Annotated in this window: 20 protein-coding genes; 18 read left to right on the top strand and 2 right to left on the bottom strand. The window is 33.1% G+C overall.

Annotation, left to right across the window (positions count from 1 at the left end; all coding sequences use genetic code 11):
• The first annotated feature begins 63 nt into the window (after positions 1-63).
• The 11 genes from ABJD27_RS16155 (at position 64) to ABJD27_RS16105 (ending at position 6,147) form a co-directional block, all read left to right on the top strand.
• Positions 64-567, top strand: a complete 504-nt coding sequence (locus ABJD27_RS16155; RefSeq protein WP_348165990.1) for an ArsR family transcriptional regulator — start codon at positions 64-66, stop codon at positions 565-567.
• A 56-nt stretch (positions 568-623) separates the two neighbouring features.
• Positions 624-950 (top strand): hypothetical protein, encoded by a 327-nt coding sequence (locus tag ABJD27_RS16150; protein WP_348165987.1) that lies wholly within the window; start codon positions 624-626, stop codon positions 948-950.
• A gap of 12 nt (positions 951-962) precedes the next feature.
• A complete protein-coding gene (locus ABJD27_RS16145) occupies positions 963-1,397 on the top strand; it encodes a hypothetical protein (protein WP_348165984.1) in 435 nt (144 codons plus the stop codon).
• Positions 1,398-1,408: 11 nt separating this feature from the next.
• Positions 1,409-2,296: a methyltransferase domain-containing protein gene (locus ABJD27_RS16140; protein ID WP_348165981.1), complete on the top strand. Its 888-nt coding sequence runs from the start codon at positions 1,409-1,411 to the stop codon at positions 2,294-2,296.
• Between the two features lie 8 nt (positions 2,297-2,304).
• The gene (locus tag ABJD27_RS16135) at positions 2,305-2,634 is read left to right on the top strand and encodes a hypothetical protein (RefSeq protein ID WP_348165978.1); all 330 of its coding nucleotides are present in this window, start codon (positions 2,305-2,307) and stop codon (positions 2,632-2,634) included.
• Positions 2,624-2,977, top strand: coding sequence for a hypothetical protein (locus ABJD27_RS16130; RefSeq protein ID WP_348165975.1), 354 nt, complete (start codon positions 2,624-2,626; stop codon positions 2,975-2,977). Before ABJD27_RS16135 ends, ABJD27_RS16130 begins: the two co-directional genes overlap by 11 nt.
• 11 nt (positions 2,978-2,988) lie before the next feature.
• Positions 2,989-3,387 carry a hypothetical protein gene (locus ABJD27_RS16125; RefSeq protein WP_348165972.1) on the top strand — a complete coding sequence of 133 codons (399 nt, stop codon included), beginning with the start codon at positions 2,989-2,991 and terminating at the stop codon, positions 3,385-3,387.
• Positions 3,388-3,390: 3 nt separating this feature from the next.
• Positions 3,391-4,317, top strand: coding sequence for a TIGR01777 family oxidoreductase (locus tag ABJD27_RS16120; RefSeq protein WP_348165969.1), 927 nt, complete (start codon positions 3,391-3,393; stop codon positions 4,315-4,317).
• Entirely contained in the window at positions 4,314-4,763 is a 450-nt protein-coding gene (locus tag ABJD27_RS16115) for an SRPBCC family protein (protein WP_348165966.1), read from the top strand. Before ABJD27_RS16120 ends, ABJD27_RS16115 begins: the two co-directional genes overlap by 4 nt.
• 561 nt (positions 4,764-5,324) lie before the next feature.
• On the top strand, positions 5,325-5,876 hold the full coding sequence (locus ABJD27_RS16110) for a sigma-70 family RNA polymerase sigma factor (RefSeq protein ID WP_348165964.1): 552 nt from the start codon (positions 5,325-5,327) through the stop codon (positions 5,874-5,876).
• Positions 5,877-5,904: 28 nt separating this feature from the next.
• Positions 5,905-6,147 carry a hypothetical protein gene (locus ABJD27_RS16105; RefSeq protein WP_348165961.1) on the top strand — a complete coding sequence of 81 codons (243 nt, stop codon included), beginning with the start codon at positions 5,905-5,907 and terminating at the stop codon, positions 6,145-6,147.
• Here the strand turns inward: ABJD27_RS16105 and ABJD27_RS16100 are convergent.
• Positions 6,136-6,786 carry a hypothetical protein gene (locus tag ABJD27_RS16100; RefSeq protein WP_348165958.1) on the bottom strand — a complete coding sequence of 217 codons (651 nt, stop codon included), beginning with the start codon at positions 6,784-6,786 and terminating at the stop codon, positions 6,136-6,138. The genes ABJD27_RS16105 and ABJD27_RS16100 overlap by 12 nt on opposite strands.
• Before the next feature lie 308 nt (positions 6,787-7,094).
• On the opposite strand from ABJD27_RS16100, the gene gcvP reads away from it, so the two are divergent.
• The 7 genes from gcvP (at position 7,095) to ABJD27_RS16065 (ending at position 15,451) form a co-directional block, all read left to right on the top strand.
• Positions 7,095-9,944, top strand: a complete 2,850-nt coding sequence (gene gcvP / locus ABJD27_RS16095; protein ID WP_348165955.1) for an aminomethyl-transferring glycine dehydrogenase — start codon at positions 7,095-7,097, stop codon at positions 9,942-9,944.
• A gap of 226 nt (positions 9,945-10,170) precedes the next feature.
• Positions 10,171-11,229: a 3-oxoacyl-ACP synthase III family protein gene (locus tag ABJD27_RS16090; protein ID WP_348165952.1), complete on the top strand. Its 1,059-nt coding sequence runs from the start codon at positions 10,171-10,173 to the stop codon at positions 11,227-11,229.
• Positions 11,230-11,311: 82 nt separating this feature from the next.
• Positions 11,312-11,839 (top strand): methyltransferase, encoded by a 528-nt coding sequence (locus ABJD27_RS16085; RefSeq protein ID WP_348165949.1) that lies wholly within the window; start codon positions 11,312-11,314, stop codon positions 11,837-11,839.
• Positions 11,836-12,687, top strand: coding sequence for a glycosyltransferase family A protein (locus ABJD27_RS16080; protein WP_348165946.1), 852 nt, complete (start codon positions 11,836-11,838; stop codon positions 12,685-12,687). Before ABJD27_RS16085 ends, ABJD27_RS16080 begins: the two co-directional genes overlap by 4 nt.
• 71 nt (positions 12,688-12,758) lie before the next feature.
• Positions 12,759-13,874 carry an alkaline phosphatase gene (locus ABJD27_RS16075; protein ID WP_348165943.1) on the top strand — a complete coding sequence of 372 codons (1,116 nt, stop codon included), beginning with the start codon at positions 12,759-12,761 and terminating at the stop codon, positions 13,872-13,874.
• A gap of 75 nt (positions 13,875-13,949) precedes the next feature.
• Positions 13,950-14,687 (top strand): ABC transporter permease, encoded by a 738-nt coding sequence (locus tag ABJD27_RS16070; protein WP_348165941.1) that lies wholly within the window; start codon positions 13,950-13,952, stop codon positions 14,685-14,687.
• Complete coding sequence (locus tag ABJD27_RS16065; RefSeq protein WP_348165938.1) at positions 14,687-15,451, top strand: ATP-binding cassette domain-containing protein; 765 nt, start codon at positions 14,687-14,689, stop codon at positions 15,449-15,451. Before ABJD27_RS16070 ends, ABJD27_RS16065 begins: the two co-directional genes overlap by 1 nt.
• Positions 15,452-15,482: 31 nt before the next feature.
• Here the strand turns inward: ABJD27_RS16065 and ABJD27_RS16060 are convergent, their stop codons facing one another.
• Positions 15,483-16,925, bottom strand: coding sequence for a DUF389 domain-containing protein (locus tag ABJD27_RS16060; RefSeq protein ID WP_348165935.1), 1,443 nt, complete (start codon positions 16,923-16,925; stop codon positions 15,483-15,485).

Raw genomic sequence — 16,925 nt, 5'->3', positions numbered from 1 at the left:
ATATTTTTATTATTAAACTTTCAAAACATTTTGAAAGTTAGAAAATATATGTATATTTGATCTATGAAATTTGAAGAAGCAAAATCAAAATTTATTCAAACCTGGGGAGCTTTAGGTTCGCAATGGGGTATTAATAAAACAATGGCGCAGATTCATGCTTTATTAATGGTTTCTCCAGATGCCCTTAGTATGGAGGATATCATGGAACAACTTCAAATTTCTAGAGGGAATACAAGTATGAACCTTCGTGCTTTAATGGACTGGGGAATTGTGTACAAAGAATACAAACCTGGGGAACGTAAAGAGTTTTTTGCCGCCGAAGGAAATATTGATGAACTGGCTCGTAAAATTGCAAGAGAGCGTAGTCGTAGAGAAATTAAGCCTACCCTACGTGTACTTAAAGATGTAAGTTCTATCGATAAATCTACCTCTAGTGAAGCAGCTCATTTTAAAGCAAAGACAGAAGAGTTATATGATTTTGTCTCAAGAGCAGATAATATGCTAGAGAAAATAACAGAACAAAAAGAAAACTGGATTACAAAGACAATTCTCAAGCTAATGCGTTAAATATATTTTTTAATTATAAGTTTCACTATTTTCTGAAACTTTAAAAATTTATGATTATGAAAACACTACAGAATATGAATAACATCATTCTCACTATTTGTATAGTGTCTGGGCTTCTAGGTTTTATGGATAGTGGTTTCTGGGCTGGCATTGGATGGCTTAGTGCTCCTTTGGGTTTATTTCAATCTGTTACAGGAATCATTCTTTTTATTTCTAGGCCTAGAAGTATACGATTTCAATTATATATAGGAGGTCTCATTTTATTTATTATTACCTGTTACCTCCCTATCGAGAATGCTTGGATGATTTTACCGGTACCACTTGCTCTGTATTTTACATTTATGATTCATACCGTGCATCAAAAAAGAACATTATCATTCTAAAAACTAACTATCATGAACTTTTCTATTCCAAATTGGCTGATTATTATAGGAGGATGTGGACAGATATTTACAGCACTTATTTATCCATATATCCGTCATCGTGTTTTTGATTGGTATACAGATGTAAAGCAATTAAAACCACTTAACCAAGAAATAGCAAAAACGTATGGACGGTACATTCAAGGACTTAATTTTTCTTTTGGAATCATTGCACTTACGCTTACTAATGATCTTAAAAACCAAACGCCCTTAGCCTTAGCAATCACTGGGTTAATTGGCGCATACTGGGTAGGAAAAGTAATTACTCAGATTGCCTATTATCCTATGTATGAGATCCCTCAAAAGTTCATTTTCAAAATAGGAAGTTATTTTATGAATGCACTTTTTACACTCTTTGCTATCGTATTTACAGTATTGTTTATCTATAATCTTATAGGAATCCTTTAAAAGAAACCAACATGAGAACGACCTTACAGCATACCATATCTACAAACTCAAAAAGGGTAACAGCAACTCAAAATGAAATCAAGGCTTTTTATGATGAGGCTACAGAAGATTATTCTTTTTGGAGTCATGATCTTAATATGCATTTTGGATATTTCTCTTTAGGAAAAACAAATCCTTTACGACGTGATACTATGCTTAATGAGATGAATGCTCAAGTCTTAAAAAGATTACAGCTTACCTCTTTAAAACAAATGGTAGCAGATTTAGGATGTGGTATGGGAGGAACTATGCGTTATTTTTTAAATAGACACTCATCATTATCTATGATTGGTGTAACCCTTTCTGATTTTCAAATAGTAGAAGGGAACAAACTATTAAAAAAATATCCAGCGGTCATTATAAAAGAAGATTTTCGAAATACTTCTATACAATCCAATAGTGTGTGTGGTGCTATTGCTATGGAAAGTTTTTGTCACGCTGGGCATAGTTACTCCTCCCTAAAAGAGGCGTATCGCATCTTACAACCTGGAAAACGTTTTGTAATGGCAGATGCGTTCTTAAAAAAAAATCCTGACCAACTCTGTTTAGGGAGTCGGTATAGTTATCGAAATTTATGTAAAAAATGGAGTTTAGAAGGTCTCGGAACTATTTCTGAAGTAGAAAAAAACTTAAAGCAAATTGGTTTTTCAAAAGTAATTATAGAAGATATATCGTTGCGAGCTGCACCATCGGTTTTACATGTTCCATTTGCAATTCCTTTATTCTTAATAAAGAAAATACTAAAAGGAGAATCTATCAAAACACAAAGCTGGAACAATCTAAAAGCTTCTTTTTATGCACTTATATCTGGATTACACCTGAGAAGCTTTGGATACTATATCATCACAGCAGAAAAATAATTAAGATTATGAAACATATATATAAAATCAATAAATGGTGGATTATTACAACCATTGCTTTATACTTCACTTTTTGGGGAGGTATTCTATTCCAAATTCTTCTTGGAATACTACAACTCATCTCTTTTAGTATATATATCGCAAATTGGTCTAAAATAAAACCTTCCATAAAATCATTTCTATATATCTACGGTATCATTACATCTCTCCTCATAGCATTACTGTTTTCAAGACTCAATGAATCGGTATTTATTGTTTGGGTAATTTCTGGAGGTGTTGCGTTTTACTTTTTATATATCACATATCAACAAAACAAATTCTTAAGCCGTGAATTATAACATCATCACCTATCTTATTTATGGATGCATGATGACCTATATCATATACAAAATAGGTCTTATATGTTATCGTAATGGGAACATCTTTGTCTTAAATCTTATGCCAAATAATGCACAATTATGCTTATATATAAATAACATTTTACTCACCGGATACTACTTAGTAAACATAGGATATGTCGTCTTTATAATCTCTACTTGGGAAACTGTACAGAATATACATGCTATCATAGGATCAATAGCATCACATTCAGGAAACATTATACTCATTCTAGCGATGCTACATTATATGAACATCGTAGCATTACAACTTTTATTTAAATCACAAAAACAACACTTATAAATTACACTACTATGGAAACTTCAAAAATTATTATTGGTTATCTTATTTACTTACCTGTTATTATTTTACTCACCTTTTTTGTTTCAAAAACTTTATTTAAAAATGGACGAATTTTTATGATCGAAATTTTTAAAGGACGGGAAGAAATTGCACTATCAACAAATCGATTATTTGAGGTAGGCTTTTATCTACTCAATATTGGTTTTGGGCTCTCAATACTCAAAATATCTAGTTATGGTTTTAATGAAACTTATCAAGAACTCATTGAGATATTGAGTACAAAAGTTGGTGGATTTTCAATCTATCTTGGGATCATGTTGTTCTTAAATTTATTCCTATTTTTAAGAGGTCGTAAAAAGTCTAGACCAAATATTGTTCAAAAGATTCAAGGGCCAACAGTTAATCTATAATTCATGAAAAAATTAATCATAGCTGGAGGTTCAGGATTCTTAGGCGCTGTTATTACAGATGCTTTTAAAGATACGTTTGATGACATTGTTTTGCTTTCGCGCCTGCCTGCCGGCAGGCAGGAAAGCAGCATCAAAAATAATATAAGAACTGTAATTTGGGATGCAACATCTCTAGGTCAATGGGCTACTGAATTAGAAGGGTCTAATGTTGTGATTAATATGACAGGAAGGTCTGTAGATTGTAGGTATACCAAAAAAAACAAAGATATCATTTTAAGGTCTCGCGTAGAGAGTACTCATATTTTAGGAAAGGCAATTACGCAATGCAAAAATCCTCCAAAAATATGGTTTAATTCCTCTACGGCTACTATCTATAGACATTCTTTAGATAAAGAAATGGACGAAGAAACTGGAGAAATTGGTCAAGGTTTTTCTGTACAAGTCGCAAAGGCTTGGGAAGAAGCATTCTTTAGCCATCATACACCAAATACTAGAAAAGTGGCTTTACGCACATCTATTGTTTTGGGGAAAAATGGAGGCGCTTTAAGACCTATGATTACTATGACCAAACTAGGTTTAGGAGGTAAACAAGGATCTGGTAATCAGAAATTCAGTTGGATACACGAAGAAGATTTTGTAAGAATCATTCAATTTATTATGGATGATACAACAATAGAAGGCCCTATTAATGTAGTAGCTCCAATACCATCTGATAATAAAACACTCATGCGTATATTACGAACTTCTTTAAAAATTCCTTTAGGTCTTGCTGCGCCAAGACCATTACTGGAAGTAGGTGCTTTTTTAATTCGCACAGAAACAGAGTTGCTATTAAAAAGTCGAAATGTGGTCCCAAAAAAATTAATAAACAAAGGTTTTAAGCATATATATAGTAATTTAGAACACGCAATAAAGGATTTGACTTCATGACAACCATACAACTAGATACAGAAATACATACTTCTATAGAAAAAGCATTTAATCTTTCGTTAGATATTGATTTTCATAAAAAATCTGCCGCTCAAACTAATGAAGAGGCTATTGCTGGTGTAACATCTGGTATCATTAAATTAAATGAAACAGTTACTTGGAGGGGAAAACATCTTGGAATAGTTCTAACTCACAAATCTATTATAAGTGCATTAGAACATCCATATCACTTTATAGATGAAATGGTACAAGGGCAATTTAAATCCTTTAAACATCGACATTATTTTGAAGAAAAAAATGGTGTTGTACATATGAAAGATATTATTACATACACAACGCCTTATGGTATTTTGGGAAAATTACTAGATGTTTTATTTATTAAAAATCATATGACACAATTTATAACACATCGTAATTTAGCTTTAAAGAACGAGCTAGAAGCGTAATGACATTTATTATGATTTTACCTAAATACGACAGAAGTCACTTTGGTTAAACATCACTTTTTCTAGGATAATCTATACTTCTTTTTGATCATAATTTAACTTTTTAGAAAGTTTATTACTTCTTTAACAAATCAGGAGTATCTTCCATATAAATTCATTTTTTTACCATCAATATTAAAAATATAATCTATGTGTTTTTCCTGGAGTAAATAGATGTTATATTTTTATATTAAAAAAAGCGATTTTAATTAAGATTTATGTGAAAAATAATTATAAATATATGATAAACAGACATCTATAATCATTTTTAAATATTAAAAATTAAAGTAAACATATTCGTAAAATTATATAAATTCTTTTTAAAAGAGTTCATATGATTAAGAAAAAACAGTTTTTAACCCATCATTTCAAGCAATATTTAAAAAAATCAATTTAATGCCAATTCTCATAAAAATGGTACTATTTGACCTATAAAACTGAGGAATTAGACATTAAAAAATATATTACCGTGTCAATTTTGTCAAAATTGTTATTTTTGCGTGAACCCTCGATAAAACGGCTATGCCATCAAACTTAATAGATCCTACAAAATGGGTCGATCAATATTCAGATTATCTTTTTAATTATACCATCGCTCGTGTAAATGATCGAGAGATGGCTCAAGATTTAATATCAGAAACTTTTTTAGCTGGTCTTAAATCCATGAAAAACTTTAAAGGTGATGCAAGTGAACGCACTTGGCTCATTTCTATACTTAAACGTAAGATCATTGATCATTACCGTAAATCTAACTCTAAGAAAGGAAAAGCCGAAGTTCATATTAATTATAAAGATGATGAGAGTGAAGGAGATTGGCTAGAAGAAAGAGTTGCCGATCCTTTTGATAAAACAGCAGAAGACCAAATTCAAAATGAAGAACTAGGAGAAGCGATATACCGCTGTCTTTCTAAACTTCCAGAGAAACAAGCACGTATTTTCAGAATGAAAACAATAGATGGTTTTGATACCGAAACAATTTGTAATGAATTTGATATCACTCCGTCTAACTTTTGGGTAATCATCCATAGAGCCCGTACAGCTATGGCAAGTTGTATGGAAAAAGATTGGTTTTAATACCCCAAAATATTAAGAAAGAATACTTATGAAAGTAAAATTAGAATGTCACGAAGCTAATCACATATGTGACAAAAATCAATATCAAGAAGCATCCTTTTGGCAAAAGGTAAAGCTTACATTTCACTTGGCATATTGTAGAGCTTGTAGGACATATACTGCAAATAACACAAAGCTCACCAAAACAATGAAAAGCCCAAAGGTTCATACTGTAAGTCAGGATGAAAAAAATGCGCTTAAAGAAAAACTTGCGCGCGAACTACAATCGTAACATATTAAACAAGTACAATAAACCAACCCAAATCATAGGCAAGCCTTCTACAAAAAAAGAAGCATAATACGTATTCTGTTTATCAGAAGATGCTACCAGTAATATTGCAGAAAGTATGCTTATCAAAACAATACTAAAAAGATTAATCATTACTAATTGATCTTTTATATATTCTAAAATAAAGAATACCACTAGTAACACGATCCCTAAAAATTTAGCACCTTTTACTCCTAGATTTTTAGGGATCGTATTTATTTTCTCCTCTATATCATAATTCAAATCCCTAATATCAAACGGCAGTGTAATCACAATTACAAATAAAAACCGTTGTACAAAAGATACCCAAGCATCTACTGGAATCACAATTCCATTTTGTAAAACAGGAAGTAATACAGATACTCCAGCCCATACAAAAGCAATGGTATACATTTTTGCCCCATAAAATGATCTTAGATTACGCTTACGCGAAAAAATAGGCAACGCATATAACAAGGTAAATCCACCAAAAATAACACAAGCAAGCATTACCTCACGAGAAAGCTGAAGCCCAAAATAAATCATTCCTACAAAGGAGAATAATGAGAATATCTGAATAATTCTTAACGATTCTGTGAGGCTTCTATGGTGTAATTTAGCCAACCTTGAATATTTAATAAAGTTATATCCCGTTATACTAGCAAAAAAAACAAACAACAATAAGTATACATCACACAAAATATCTAATGTCTTGTAGGTTACAAAAACTAGGGAGACTACCGCCAAGCTAACGTGTATGCTACTATTGATGTAAAAATTAAAAACGCGTTGTAACCATTTCATGACACAAAAATAACATAACTGTTAATAAGCCTATAAAATCGTTTAAAACTTACAGGTCGACAAACTCCAAAAGGTATTTTTTTTCACTTTTAAGTCGTAATTTTGTTATACAAAAATTTGAAACAACTATGAATACCGATTCGTTTGCTTTACGCCACATCGGCCCAAGAAGAGCTGATCTTCCTGCAATGCTTAAAACAGTAGGTGTAGAAACTATAGATCAACTTATTTTTGAAACTATTCCAAACAATATAAGACTTGAAAAATCACTTGCGTTAGATCCCGCAATGAGTGAGCACGAATTTGCAGCTCATATTCAAGAACTTGCTTCTAAGAACCAAGTATTTAATTCATATATAGGACTCGGGTATCATCAAGGAGTTACACCAGCCGTGATACAACGTAATATTCTAGAAAATCCAGGATGGTATACTGCATATACACCATATCAAGCAGAGATTGCTCAAGGTAGACTAGAAGCATTGCTTAATTTCCAGACAATGATTACAGATCTTACTGGAATGGAACTAGCAAATGCATCTTTACTTGACGAAGCTACAGCTGCTGCAGAAGCAATGGCATTGTTATTTGCAATACGCAGTAGAGATCAAAAAAAGGCTGGAATTAAAAAATTCTTTGTCTCAGAAGAAATACTACCGCAAACGTTATCGTTATTACAAACCAGATCAACACCTATAGGCGTAGAACTTGTCGTAGGAGATCATCAAGAATTTAATTTTTCTGAAGAATTTTTTGGAGCTATTTTACAATACCCAGGAAAATCAGGACAAGTACACGATATTTCAAATTTTGTTACACAAGCAAATGCAGCAGGAATTAAAATTGCTGTTGCAGCCGATATTTTAAGCCTTGTAAAATTGAGAGCTCCAGGAGAAATGGGAGTTGACGTTGTAGTAGGAACCACACAACGTTTTGGTATACCATTAGGCTATGGAGGTCCTCACGCTGCATATTTTGCAACAAGAGAAGCTTATAAACGTAATATTCCGGGACGTATTATTGGTGTCACAAAAGACATGAATGGAAATCGTGCTTTACGCATGGCTCTTCAAACAAGAGAACAACATATAAAACGAGATAAAGCAACATCAAATATTTGTACAGCACAAGTGCTACTTGCTGTTATGGCTGGAATGTATGGAGTTTATCACGGACCAAAAGGACTCACATATATAGCAAATAAAGTTCATAATACAGCCTCTACACTAGCAAATGCTCTTGAAAAACTAGGGCTTTACCAAATAAATACTGCATACTTTGATACTATTCAAGTAAAAGTAAATGGTGAGAAAGTGGCCTTTTTTGCGAAAGCAGAAAAAATAAATTTCTATTACCCAGACGCAGAAACTGTTGCTATTTCTATACATGAAGCAACAACCATCGCCGATCTTAATAAAATCATATCCGTTTTTGCAAAAACACTAGATAAAGAAACTATCACAGTAACTGAGCTTTCTGAAGGAACTACTCTTACCAAAGAAATAGCACGAGATACTGATTTCTTAACTCTCGATGTATTTAATAGCTATCATTCAGAAACTGAATTGATGCGTTATATCAAAAAATTAGAACGTAAAGACCTTTCTTTAAATCATTCTATGATTTCTTTAGGATCCTGTACGATGAAACTTAATGCTGCATCAGAAATGTTACCGTTAAGTAATCCTCAATGGGGAAATATTCATCCATTTGCTCCAATAGAACAAGCAGAAGGATATCAAATAATGCTTAAAAAATTAGAAGATCAGCTTACTGAAATTACAGGTTTTGCGGGGACTTCTCTACAGCCTAATTCTGGTGCCCAAGGTGAGTATGCTGGATTAATGGTGATACGCGCATATCATGAATCAAAAAATGAGGCGCATCGTAATATTTGTTTAATTCCATCATCTGCCCACGGAACCAATCCTGCGAGTGCCGTTATGGCTGGAATGAAGGTTATTGTAACAAAAGCCTTAGAAAATGGAAATATAGATCTAGATGACCTTCGTGCAAAAGCTGAAGAACATAAAGATCATCTAGCAGCACTTATGGTAACATATCCATCTACACATGGTGTATATGAAAGTGCTATTATGGAAATTACGACAATTATACATGATAATGGAGGTCAAGTATATATGGACGGTGCAAATATGAATGCACAAGTTGCACTTACAAACCCAGGAGCAATTGGCGCAGATGTATGCCATCTTAATTTACATAAAACCTTTGCTATTCCTCACGGAGGAGGAGGGCCTGGAGTAGGACCTATCTGTGTAGCAAGCCAGCTAGTACCTTTCTTACCTACTAATCCTGTGATACAAACTGGAGGAGAAAAAGCAATTACAGCAATATCTGCAGCCCCTTGGGGTTCGGCACTTGCTTGTTTAATTTCTTACGGATATATCACAATGTTAGGTGAAAGTGGTCTTCGTAAATCTACAGAATATGCCATCTTAAATGCAAACTATATTAAAGAAAGACTTAATGGTCATTACCAATGTCTATATACAGGAGAACGTGGTCGAGCTGCTCACGAAATGATTATAGACTGTCGTCCATTTAAAATAAATGGTATTGAAGTGACAGACATAGCAAAACGTTTAATGGATTATGGTTTTCATGCGCCTACCGTTTCTTTCCCTGTTGCTGGAACAATAATGATTGAACCAACAGAAAGTGAAAGTAAAGAAGAACTTGATCGCTTTTGTGATGCTATGATTAGTATTAGAAAAGAGATAGAAGCTGCAGCTGGTGACACAAATAACGTGATGAAAAATGCACCACACACAATGGCAATGATTACTGCGGACACTTGGGATTTTCCATATACAAGAGAAAAAGCAGCATTCCCATTATCATATATTGCAGATAATAAATTTTGGCCTACAGTAAGACGTGTAGATGACGCTTATGGAGATCGTAACTTAATATGTACATGTGCTCCAATTGAAGCGTATATGGAAGAAGCATAATACAATACTTATGTTGAAGATTATTAGGACTGCAGCTGTCTTATAAGATAGCTGCAGTTTTTTTTAAAGATCATCAAAAAAAGAAGGATTTAAAACATCTAAAAACTGATTTTTCAATATTTCTTTATAAATAATGATGATTTCACAAAAAAAGCGCATTAAAACATGTTAAATAAACTATTTAGCTGAGTTTTCTTACTTTTACCAATTAATAAAAGACCCTTGTATGGCAATTAAAATCACCGGAGTAGGAAGTTATATACCAAGTGCAGTTGAAAAAAATGAAGATTTTAATAATCATCAATTCCTAAATACTGATGGTTCTTCTATAAACTATGAGAACACTACCATCATAGAAAAGTTTAAAGCAATCACTGGTATTGAAGAACGTAGGTATGCAAAAGATCACCTTACTTCATCTGACCTAGGTTTTTTTGCTGCAGAAAAAGCGATTATAAATGCTAATATAGACCCTGAAACTATTGACTATATTATTGTTGCTCATAATTTTGGGGATGTTCAAAAAGGAAAAGAACAAAGCGATCTTGTTCCTAGTTTGGCAGCGCGCATCAAACATAGTTTAAGAATAAAAAATCCATATTGTGTAGCCTATGATCTTCTATTTGGATGTCCTGGATGGATTGAAGGTGTGATACAAGCACAAGCTTTTATAAAATCTGGTATGGCAAAACGCTGTCTTGTGATTGGGACAGAAACATTATCACGCGTTGTCGATGACTATGATAGAGATAGTATGATTTATAGTGATGGAGCTGGCGCTACTGTGATAGAAGGAGATGATAGCGACACAGGGATTCTTTCATTCCAATCTGCATCATATACCTATGATGAAGCGTATTATTTATTTTTTGGAAAATCCAATAACCAAGAAGGTTGTCAAGATACTAGGTACATAAAAATGAATGGTCGCAAGATTTATAATTTTGCCCTGACTCACGTACCACAAGCTATGAAAGCTTGCCTTGATAAAAGTGGAGAGAAAATAGAAAATGTCAAAAAGATTTTTATCCATCAAGCTAATGAAAAAATGGATGAAGCTATCTGCGAGCGTTTCTATAAATTATACGATTATCCTATGCCCGAAAATGTAATGCCCATGAGTATTCATAAATTAGGGAACAGTTCTGTGGCAACAGTACCAACTATATTTGACCTTGTTATTAATGGTCAAATGGAAAATCAGGAAGTTAATAAAGGAGACTTAGTCCTCTTTGCTAGTGTAGGTGCTGGAATGAACATCAATGCTGTTACGTACAGATATTAATCTCGAATATCATTTAAACATCTATATTCCGAAAAGACATTAGGTATCTTAAAATACTCAAATTAATTAAGTCGCTACAAAGATGTACGAGAATGCTTTCCCTAATAAACGTTATAAACATACTATTGACTTTCTAAAAGAAGTTATTCCAGATACGAATCAAAAAATTCTAGACCTAGGTATCCGCAATCCCTTTGTAGATGTTATGGAGCGTGAAGGATATACTGTTCAAAATACTACTGGAGAAGACCTTGATTTGGACACCTCTGTTGTTCAAACTGATTCTTATGACGTTGTTACTGCTTTTGAAATTTTCGAACACCTTCTTTCTCCTTTTCATGTTGTAAATGCTATTAAAGGAGATAAGATAGTTGCAAGTATTCCTCTTAAACTATGGTTTGCATCTGCATATCGTAGTAAGACAGATTCTTGGGATCGCCATTATCATGAATTTGAAGATTGGCAATTTGATTGGATTTTTGAAAAAGCAGGTTGGGAAATAAAAAAGAGTATAAAATTCACAAATCCTGTCAAAAAAATAGGCATCCGACCTATTTTAAGGAAGTTTACTCCTAGGTATTATTTAGTTTATGCTGAAAGAATTAAATGAATATTCAAATAGTCATACCGGTTTACAACGAAGCTGATCATTTGACTCAAGCATTACAATCTTTTGTTGAACAAACACTTTTACCTCAAAAGATCATAATCATAAATGACGGATCTACAGATGAGAGTCAAAAAATTATTGATACTTTCTCTTCCAACTACTCTTTTTTTGAAAGTATTCAAATTCCTTCAGAACAAAAACATTTACCAGGAAGTAAAGTTATAAATGCTTTTTACGAAGGGTTTGCTCTAGTAAATAGTTCTTATGATCTTATTGGGAAGTTTGATGCAGATATTATTCTCCCAAAAAATTATTTTGAAGTTGTTTCTCAGTTTTTTAAAAAGAATAAAAAAACAGGGATTGCTGGAGGTAATCTTTATATCAAAAAAAACAATAATTGGGAGTTTGAAGCTATCTCAGAAAAAACAAAAGTTAGAGGTCCTATAAAATTATATCGCAAAGCTTGCTTTGAAGACATTGGCGGTTTAAAAAAATCTATTGGGTGGGACACTGTAGATGGATTACTAGCCCAATATCATGGATGGACTATAGAAACAGATACTACACTTCATGTAAAACACCTTAAGCCTACAGGAAAAACATATACAAAAGAAGCAAAATACAAGCAAGGTGAGGCGTTTTACAGAATGCAATATGGTTTTTTGCTTACCACAATCGCAGCTACAAAACTTGCTTTGCGTAAAAGGAAAATAGTTTTATTCTTTGATTACATCCGAGGTTTTTTTCGCGCAAAGCGAAATAAACAAGAATTTCTTGTTACTAAAGCTGAAGGAACGTTTATTAGGAAGTTACGGTGGAAAGGGATTTGGAGTAAGATTACAATGTAATTTCTTAACGATATTCTTACATAACTTCATTAGGATAATTAGTATTTTTACAAGATTATAAATTATCAATTATGAAGGGAACCATACGTTTTGTCTTTTTAGGATGCATCCTATTATTTTTAAGCAGTTCATGTGCTACTAAAGCACCGTTAACTCCAATAAAAACTACAGAAGTTGTAGAGAGTCCTGCTCCTAAAAATATTATACTGATGATTGCAGACGGGACAGGTTTGAGTCAGATATCAGCCAGTTTATACTATAGTGAAGAGCCATCCAATTATGAACGTTTTAGACATATAGGGCTTATTAAGACATCATCGGCTAGTGATCTTATTACAGACTCGGCGGCAGGGGCAACTTCCTTTTCGGCTGGAATAAAAACATATAATGGAGCGATTGGTGTAAATACAGATACAATTGCAACCCCCACGATACTAGAAGAACTTTCTGAGCGCGGGTATGCTACGGGTGTTATTGCTACATCAACAATCACTCATGCGACACCAGCTAGTTTTTATGCACATGTAAAATATCGTAGAATGGAAGAAGAAATTGCTGAAGCTCTCACTTACTCTTCTGTAGATTTTTTTGCTGGTGGAGGTTTAAAATTTTTTAATAACAGGTCAGACAAAAAAGATTTACTCGCGCAACTAACTGTACAGGGTTTTGAAGTAGACACGACATCTTTATTTACAAATAGAATTTTGAGTAAAGACAAAAAATATGGATTTTTACTTGCAGATGGAGGAATGCCAAAAATGATTGATGGAAGAGGTCCTTTCTTAGGAGATGCAACTCAATTAGGGCTTACACATTTGTCAAAAGATCCTGATGGTTTTTTCTTAATGGTAGAAGGCTCTCAAATAGACTGGGGAGGACATGCAAATGATGGAGAATATCTTATAGGAGAAATGTTAGATTTTGACAAGGTCTTAGGAAAAGTATTAGACTTTGCACAACGAGACAAAAACACGTTGGTCATTGTTACAGCAGATCATGAAACTGGTGGATTTACGCTGGCTTCTGACAATAATAATTATAATAAAATCAAACCATCTTTTTCTACTGGAGGTCATTCTGCCACCATGGTTCCTGTTTTTGCATATGGACCTGGAGCCGAAAATTTTTCTGGAGTTTATGAAAATACTGCTATTTATAGAAAATTAAAACTATTGTTAGGACTATAGATCTATCATAAAGCAGTACTAAAATAGTTTTATCCGAGTTTTATTTTATTAATTTAGCTTTTCCAAAGTAACTAGATGACATATCTACACGATATAGGCAAATACTTTTTAATGATTAAGGAAACTTTTGTTAAACCAACAAAAGGAAAAGTCTTAAGGGTATTAATTTTCAAAGAAATTGATGATTTAATTATCGGTTCTTTAGGTATTGTTGCGTTTATCTCTTTCTTTGTAGGAGGTGTGGTTGCGATACAAACAGCTCTTAATCTTACAAATCCTATTATTCCAAAAGAGCTTATTGGTTTTGCATCAAGGCAATCTGTTATTCTTGAATTTGCTCCTACTTTTTTATCCATTATTATGGCAGGTAAAGTAGGTTCATTTATCACTTCAAGTATAGGAACAATGCGAGTAACAGAACAAATTGATGCGCTGGAAGTGATGGGAATTAACTCTTTAAATTACTTAGTATTTCCTAAGATTGTAGCAATGTGCTTTTATCCATTTGTAATTGCAATAGCCATGTTTCTTGGAATATTAGGAGCATATATAGCGGCTGTATATGGTGGTTTTACAACAGCAGATCAATTCTTGACAGGACTGCAAGATGACTTCAATCCTTTTCATATTACGTACGCATTTTTAAAGACATTTATCTTCTCCTTCTTACTGGCAACCATACCATCGTTTCATGGGTTTTATATGCGTGGCGGCGCATTAGAGGTAGGAAAAGCAAGTACAACTTCTTTTGTATGGACTAGTGTTGCTATTATTGTTACAAATTATTTTGTCACTCAAATGTTATTAAGCTAATGATAGAGGTACGCGATTTAAAGAAAGGGTTTGGTGATGTAGAAGTTCTTAAAGGACTTACTACTTCTTTTGACAAAGGGAAGACAAACCTCATCATTGGACAGAGTGGATCTGGAAAGACCGTATTTATAAAAAGTATGCTTGGACTTTTTAAACCAGATAGCGGAAAAATATTATATGATGGTATTTGTTATTCTGATCTAGATTTTGAAGAACAACGAACTATTAGAGAAAAGATAGGTATGGTTTTTCAAGGAAGTGCACTCTTTGATTCTATGACGGTAGAAGAAAACATTATGTTTCCGTTACAGATGTTTACAAAGATGAAAAAAGCAGAAATGAAAGAGCGTGCAAATATAGTAATCGATCGTGTTAATCTTGAAAACGCAAATCATAAATTACCTTCTGAAATCTCTGGAGGAATGCAAAAACGTGTAGCAATTGCAAGGGCAATTGTAAACAACCCAAAATACCTCTTTTGTGATGAGCCTAACTCTGGGCTTGACCCACATACAGCTACAGTTATAGACAACTTAATTAAAGAAATCACAGAAGAGTACAACATCACAACAATCATAAATACTCACGACATGAATTCTGTTATGGAAATAGGTGAGAAAATTGTATTCTTAAAAGAAGGACATCTTGCTTGGGAAGGTGATAAAACACAAGTATTCAGAACAGATAATGAGGAAGTAACAAACTTCGTATACTCTTCAAATCTATTTAAAATGGTACGTCAAGCCTTGAATACAAAAAAATAAATATAATGTTATTCTCTTTTAAAAGATAACACTACTCTACAATAAGCGTATCTAATTTAAGTTTATAATTAAGCCACTTATATAACTTTTCTTTATCCTTTTCTATAATACTTGTATCAATAGAATCTTTCCATTTTGCATTAAATACAGTAAGCGTATCTATACTTTGAAAATTAGACGTATACCTTTTAGAGTAACTAAGGATTTCTAAATTTTCATAATTAATTTGTGCTTCATCTACTATTTCTTGAAATGGTATTTGTTCTTCCTCATACTTACTAAGTTGCACAACCTTTTGTTCTAAGAAAATAATTTTTTGATCTTTATTTAAAATATCAAGAGAGTCACGCGAATGTAACTCTGCCATATACTTCACTTCATTTTCATAACTATTATCCTGAGTACTCTGATTCACATTTAATTTTGTATTCTTAAGTGCTCTATATGTTTGCATACGAGCTTGAAGTACCTTTCGGGTTTCTTCAGATATTTGATCACTTCCAAAAGAGGTTAGTCCTACCGTAGGAGCGTCACCGCCGTTATATTTAAAATCGGCATATTTTTTTATATATCCAGCATTAGGCAATGCACTTAGTTCTATTTCTATAAAACGTTCTGCTTCATTATTGAAAGTACTTTCTTTATATACACTCCAGAATGTCCAAGCTGGAAAAATCATTACAAGTAATGCTACAATTGATGTTAAACGAGCAATGTTTTTTCTACGTTTAGAATTTGCATATCGAATCATCGGGAATCGCAATACTTTAAGCACTATAAATGTTGCAAGCGCTATAAACACCGTATTAATTAAAAATAGATACATAGCTCCTCCTGCAAAACCAAGTCCTTTCTCATTACCTATAAAAGCTTCTGCAAGACCATACCCTACAGTACAAAGCGGTGGCATTAATGCCGTAGCAATAGCAACACCAAAAATCACACTCGCAATCGTTCCTTTTTTTGTTCTTGCAATAATGAGAGCCAATCCTCCAAAAAATGCAATAAGAACATCTCTAATATCTGGTTTTGTACGTGCTAATAACTCTGAGGATTCTTCTCTAAGCGGGAATATATAAAAGAATAAAAATGCAGTCAACACACTTAAAAGAATCATTACTCCAAAGTTGATAAGTGATTTTTTAAGTGTAAAAATATCATTAATGGCAATAGACATTCCTATTCCTAAAATAGGCCCCATTAATGGAGAGATAAGCATCGCCCCAATTACTACTGCTGTTGAATTCGCATTTAAACCAATAGAAGCTACAAAAATGGAGCATATTAATATCCAAGCCGTAGCACCCTTAAAAGGGATATCCGTTTTAATATGTTCTATTGTTACCTCGCGATCTGTATCTGCTCTAAAATCTAGTAATTCTAACAAAAAAGATTTAATACTCTGCCAAAGCCCTTTTGCATCTTGTTTTACTGCCTCCTTATTTTGTTGAATTTCTTTATCAGCTTCATCCAT

Origin of the sequence: Dokdonia sp. (assembly GCF_039945015.1) — a bacterium.
Taxonomy (GTDB): domain Bacteria; phylum Bacteroidota; class Bacteroidia; order Flavobacteriales; family Flavobacteriaceae; genus Dokdonia.
This window is presented reverse-complemented; position numbering and strand designations above follow the sequence as displayed.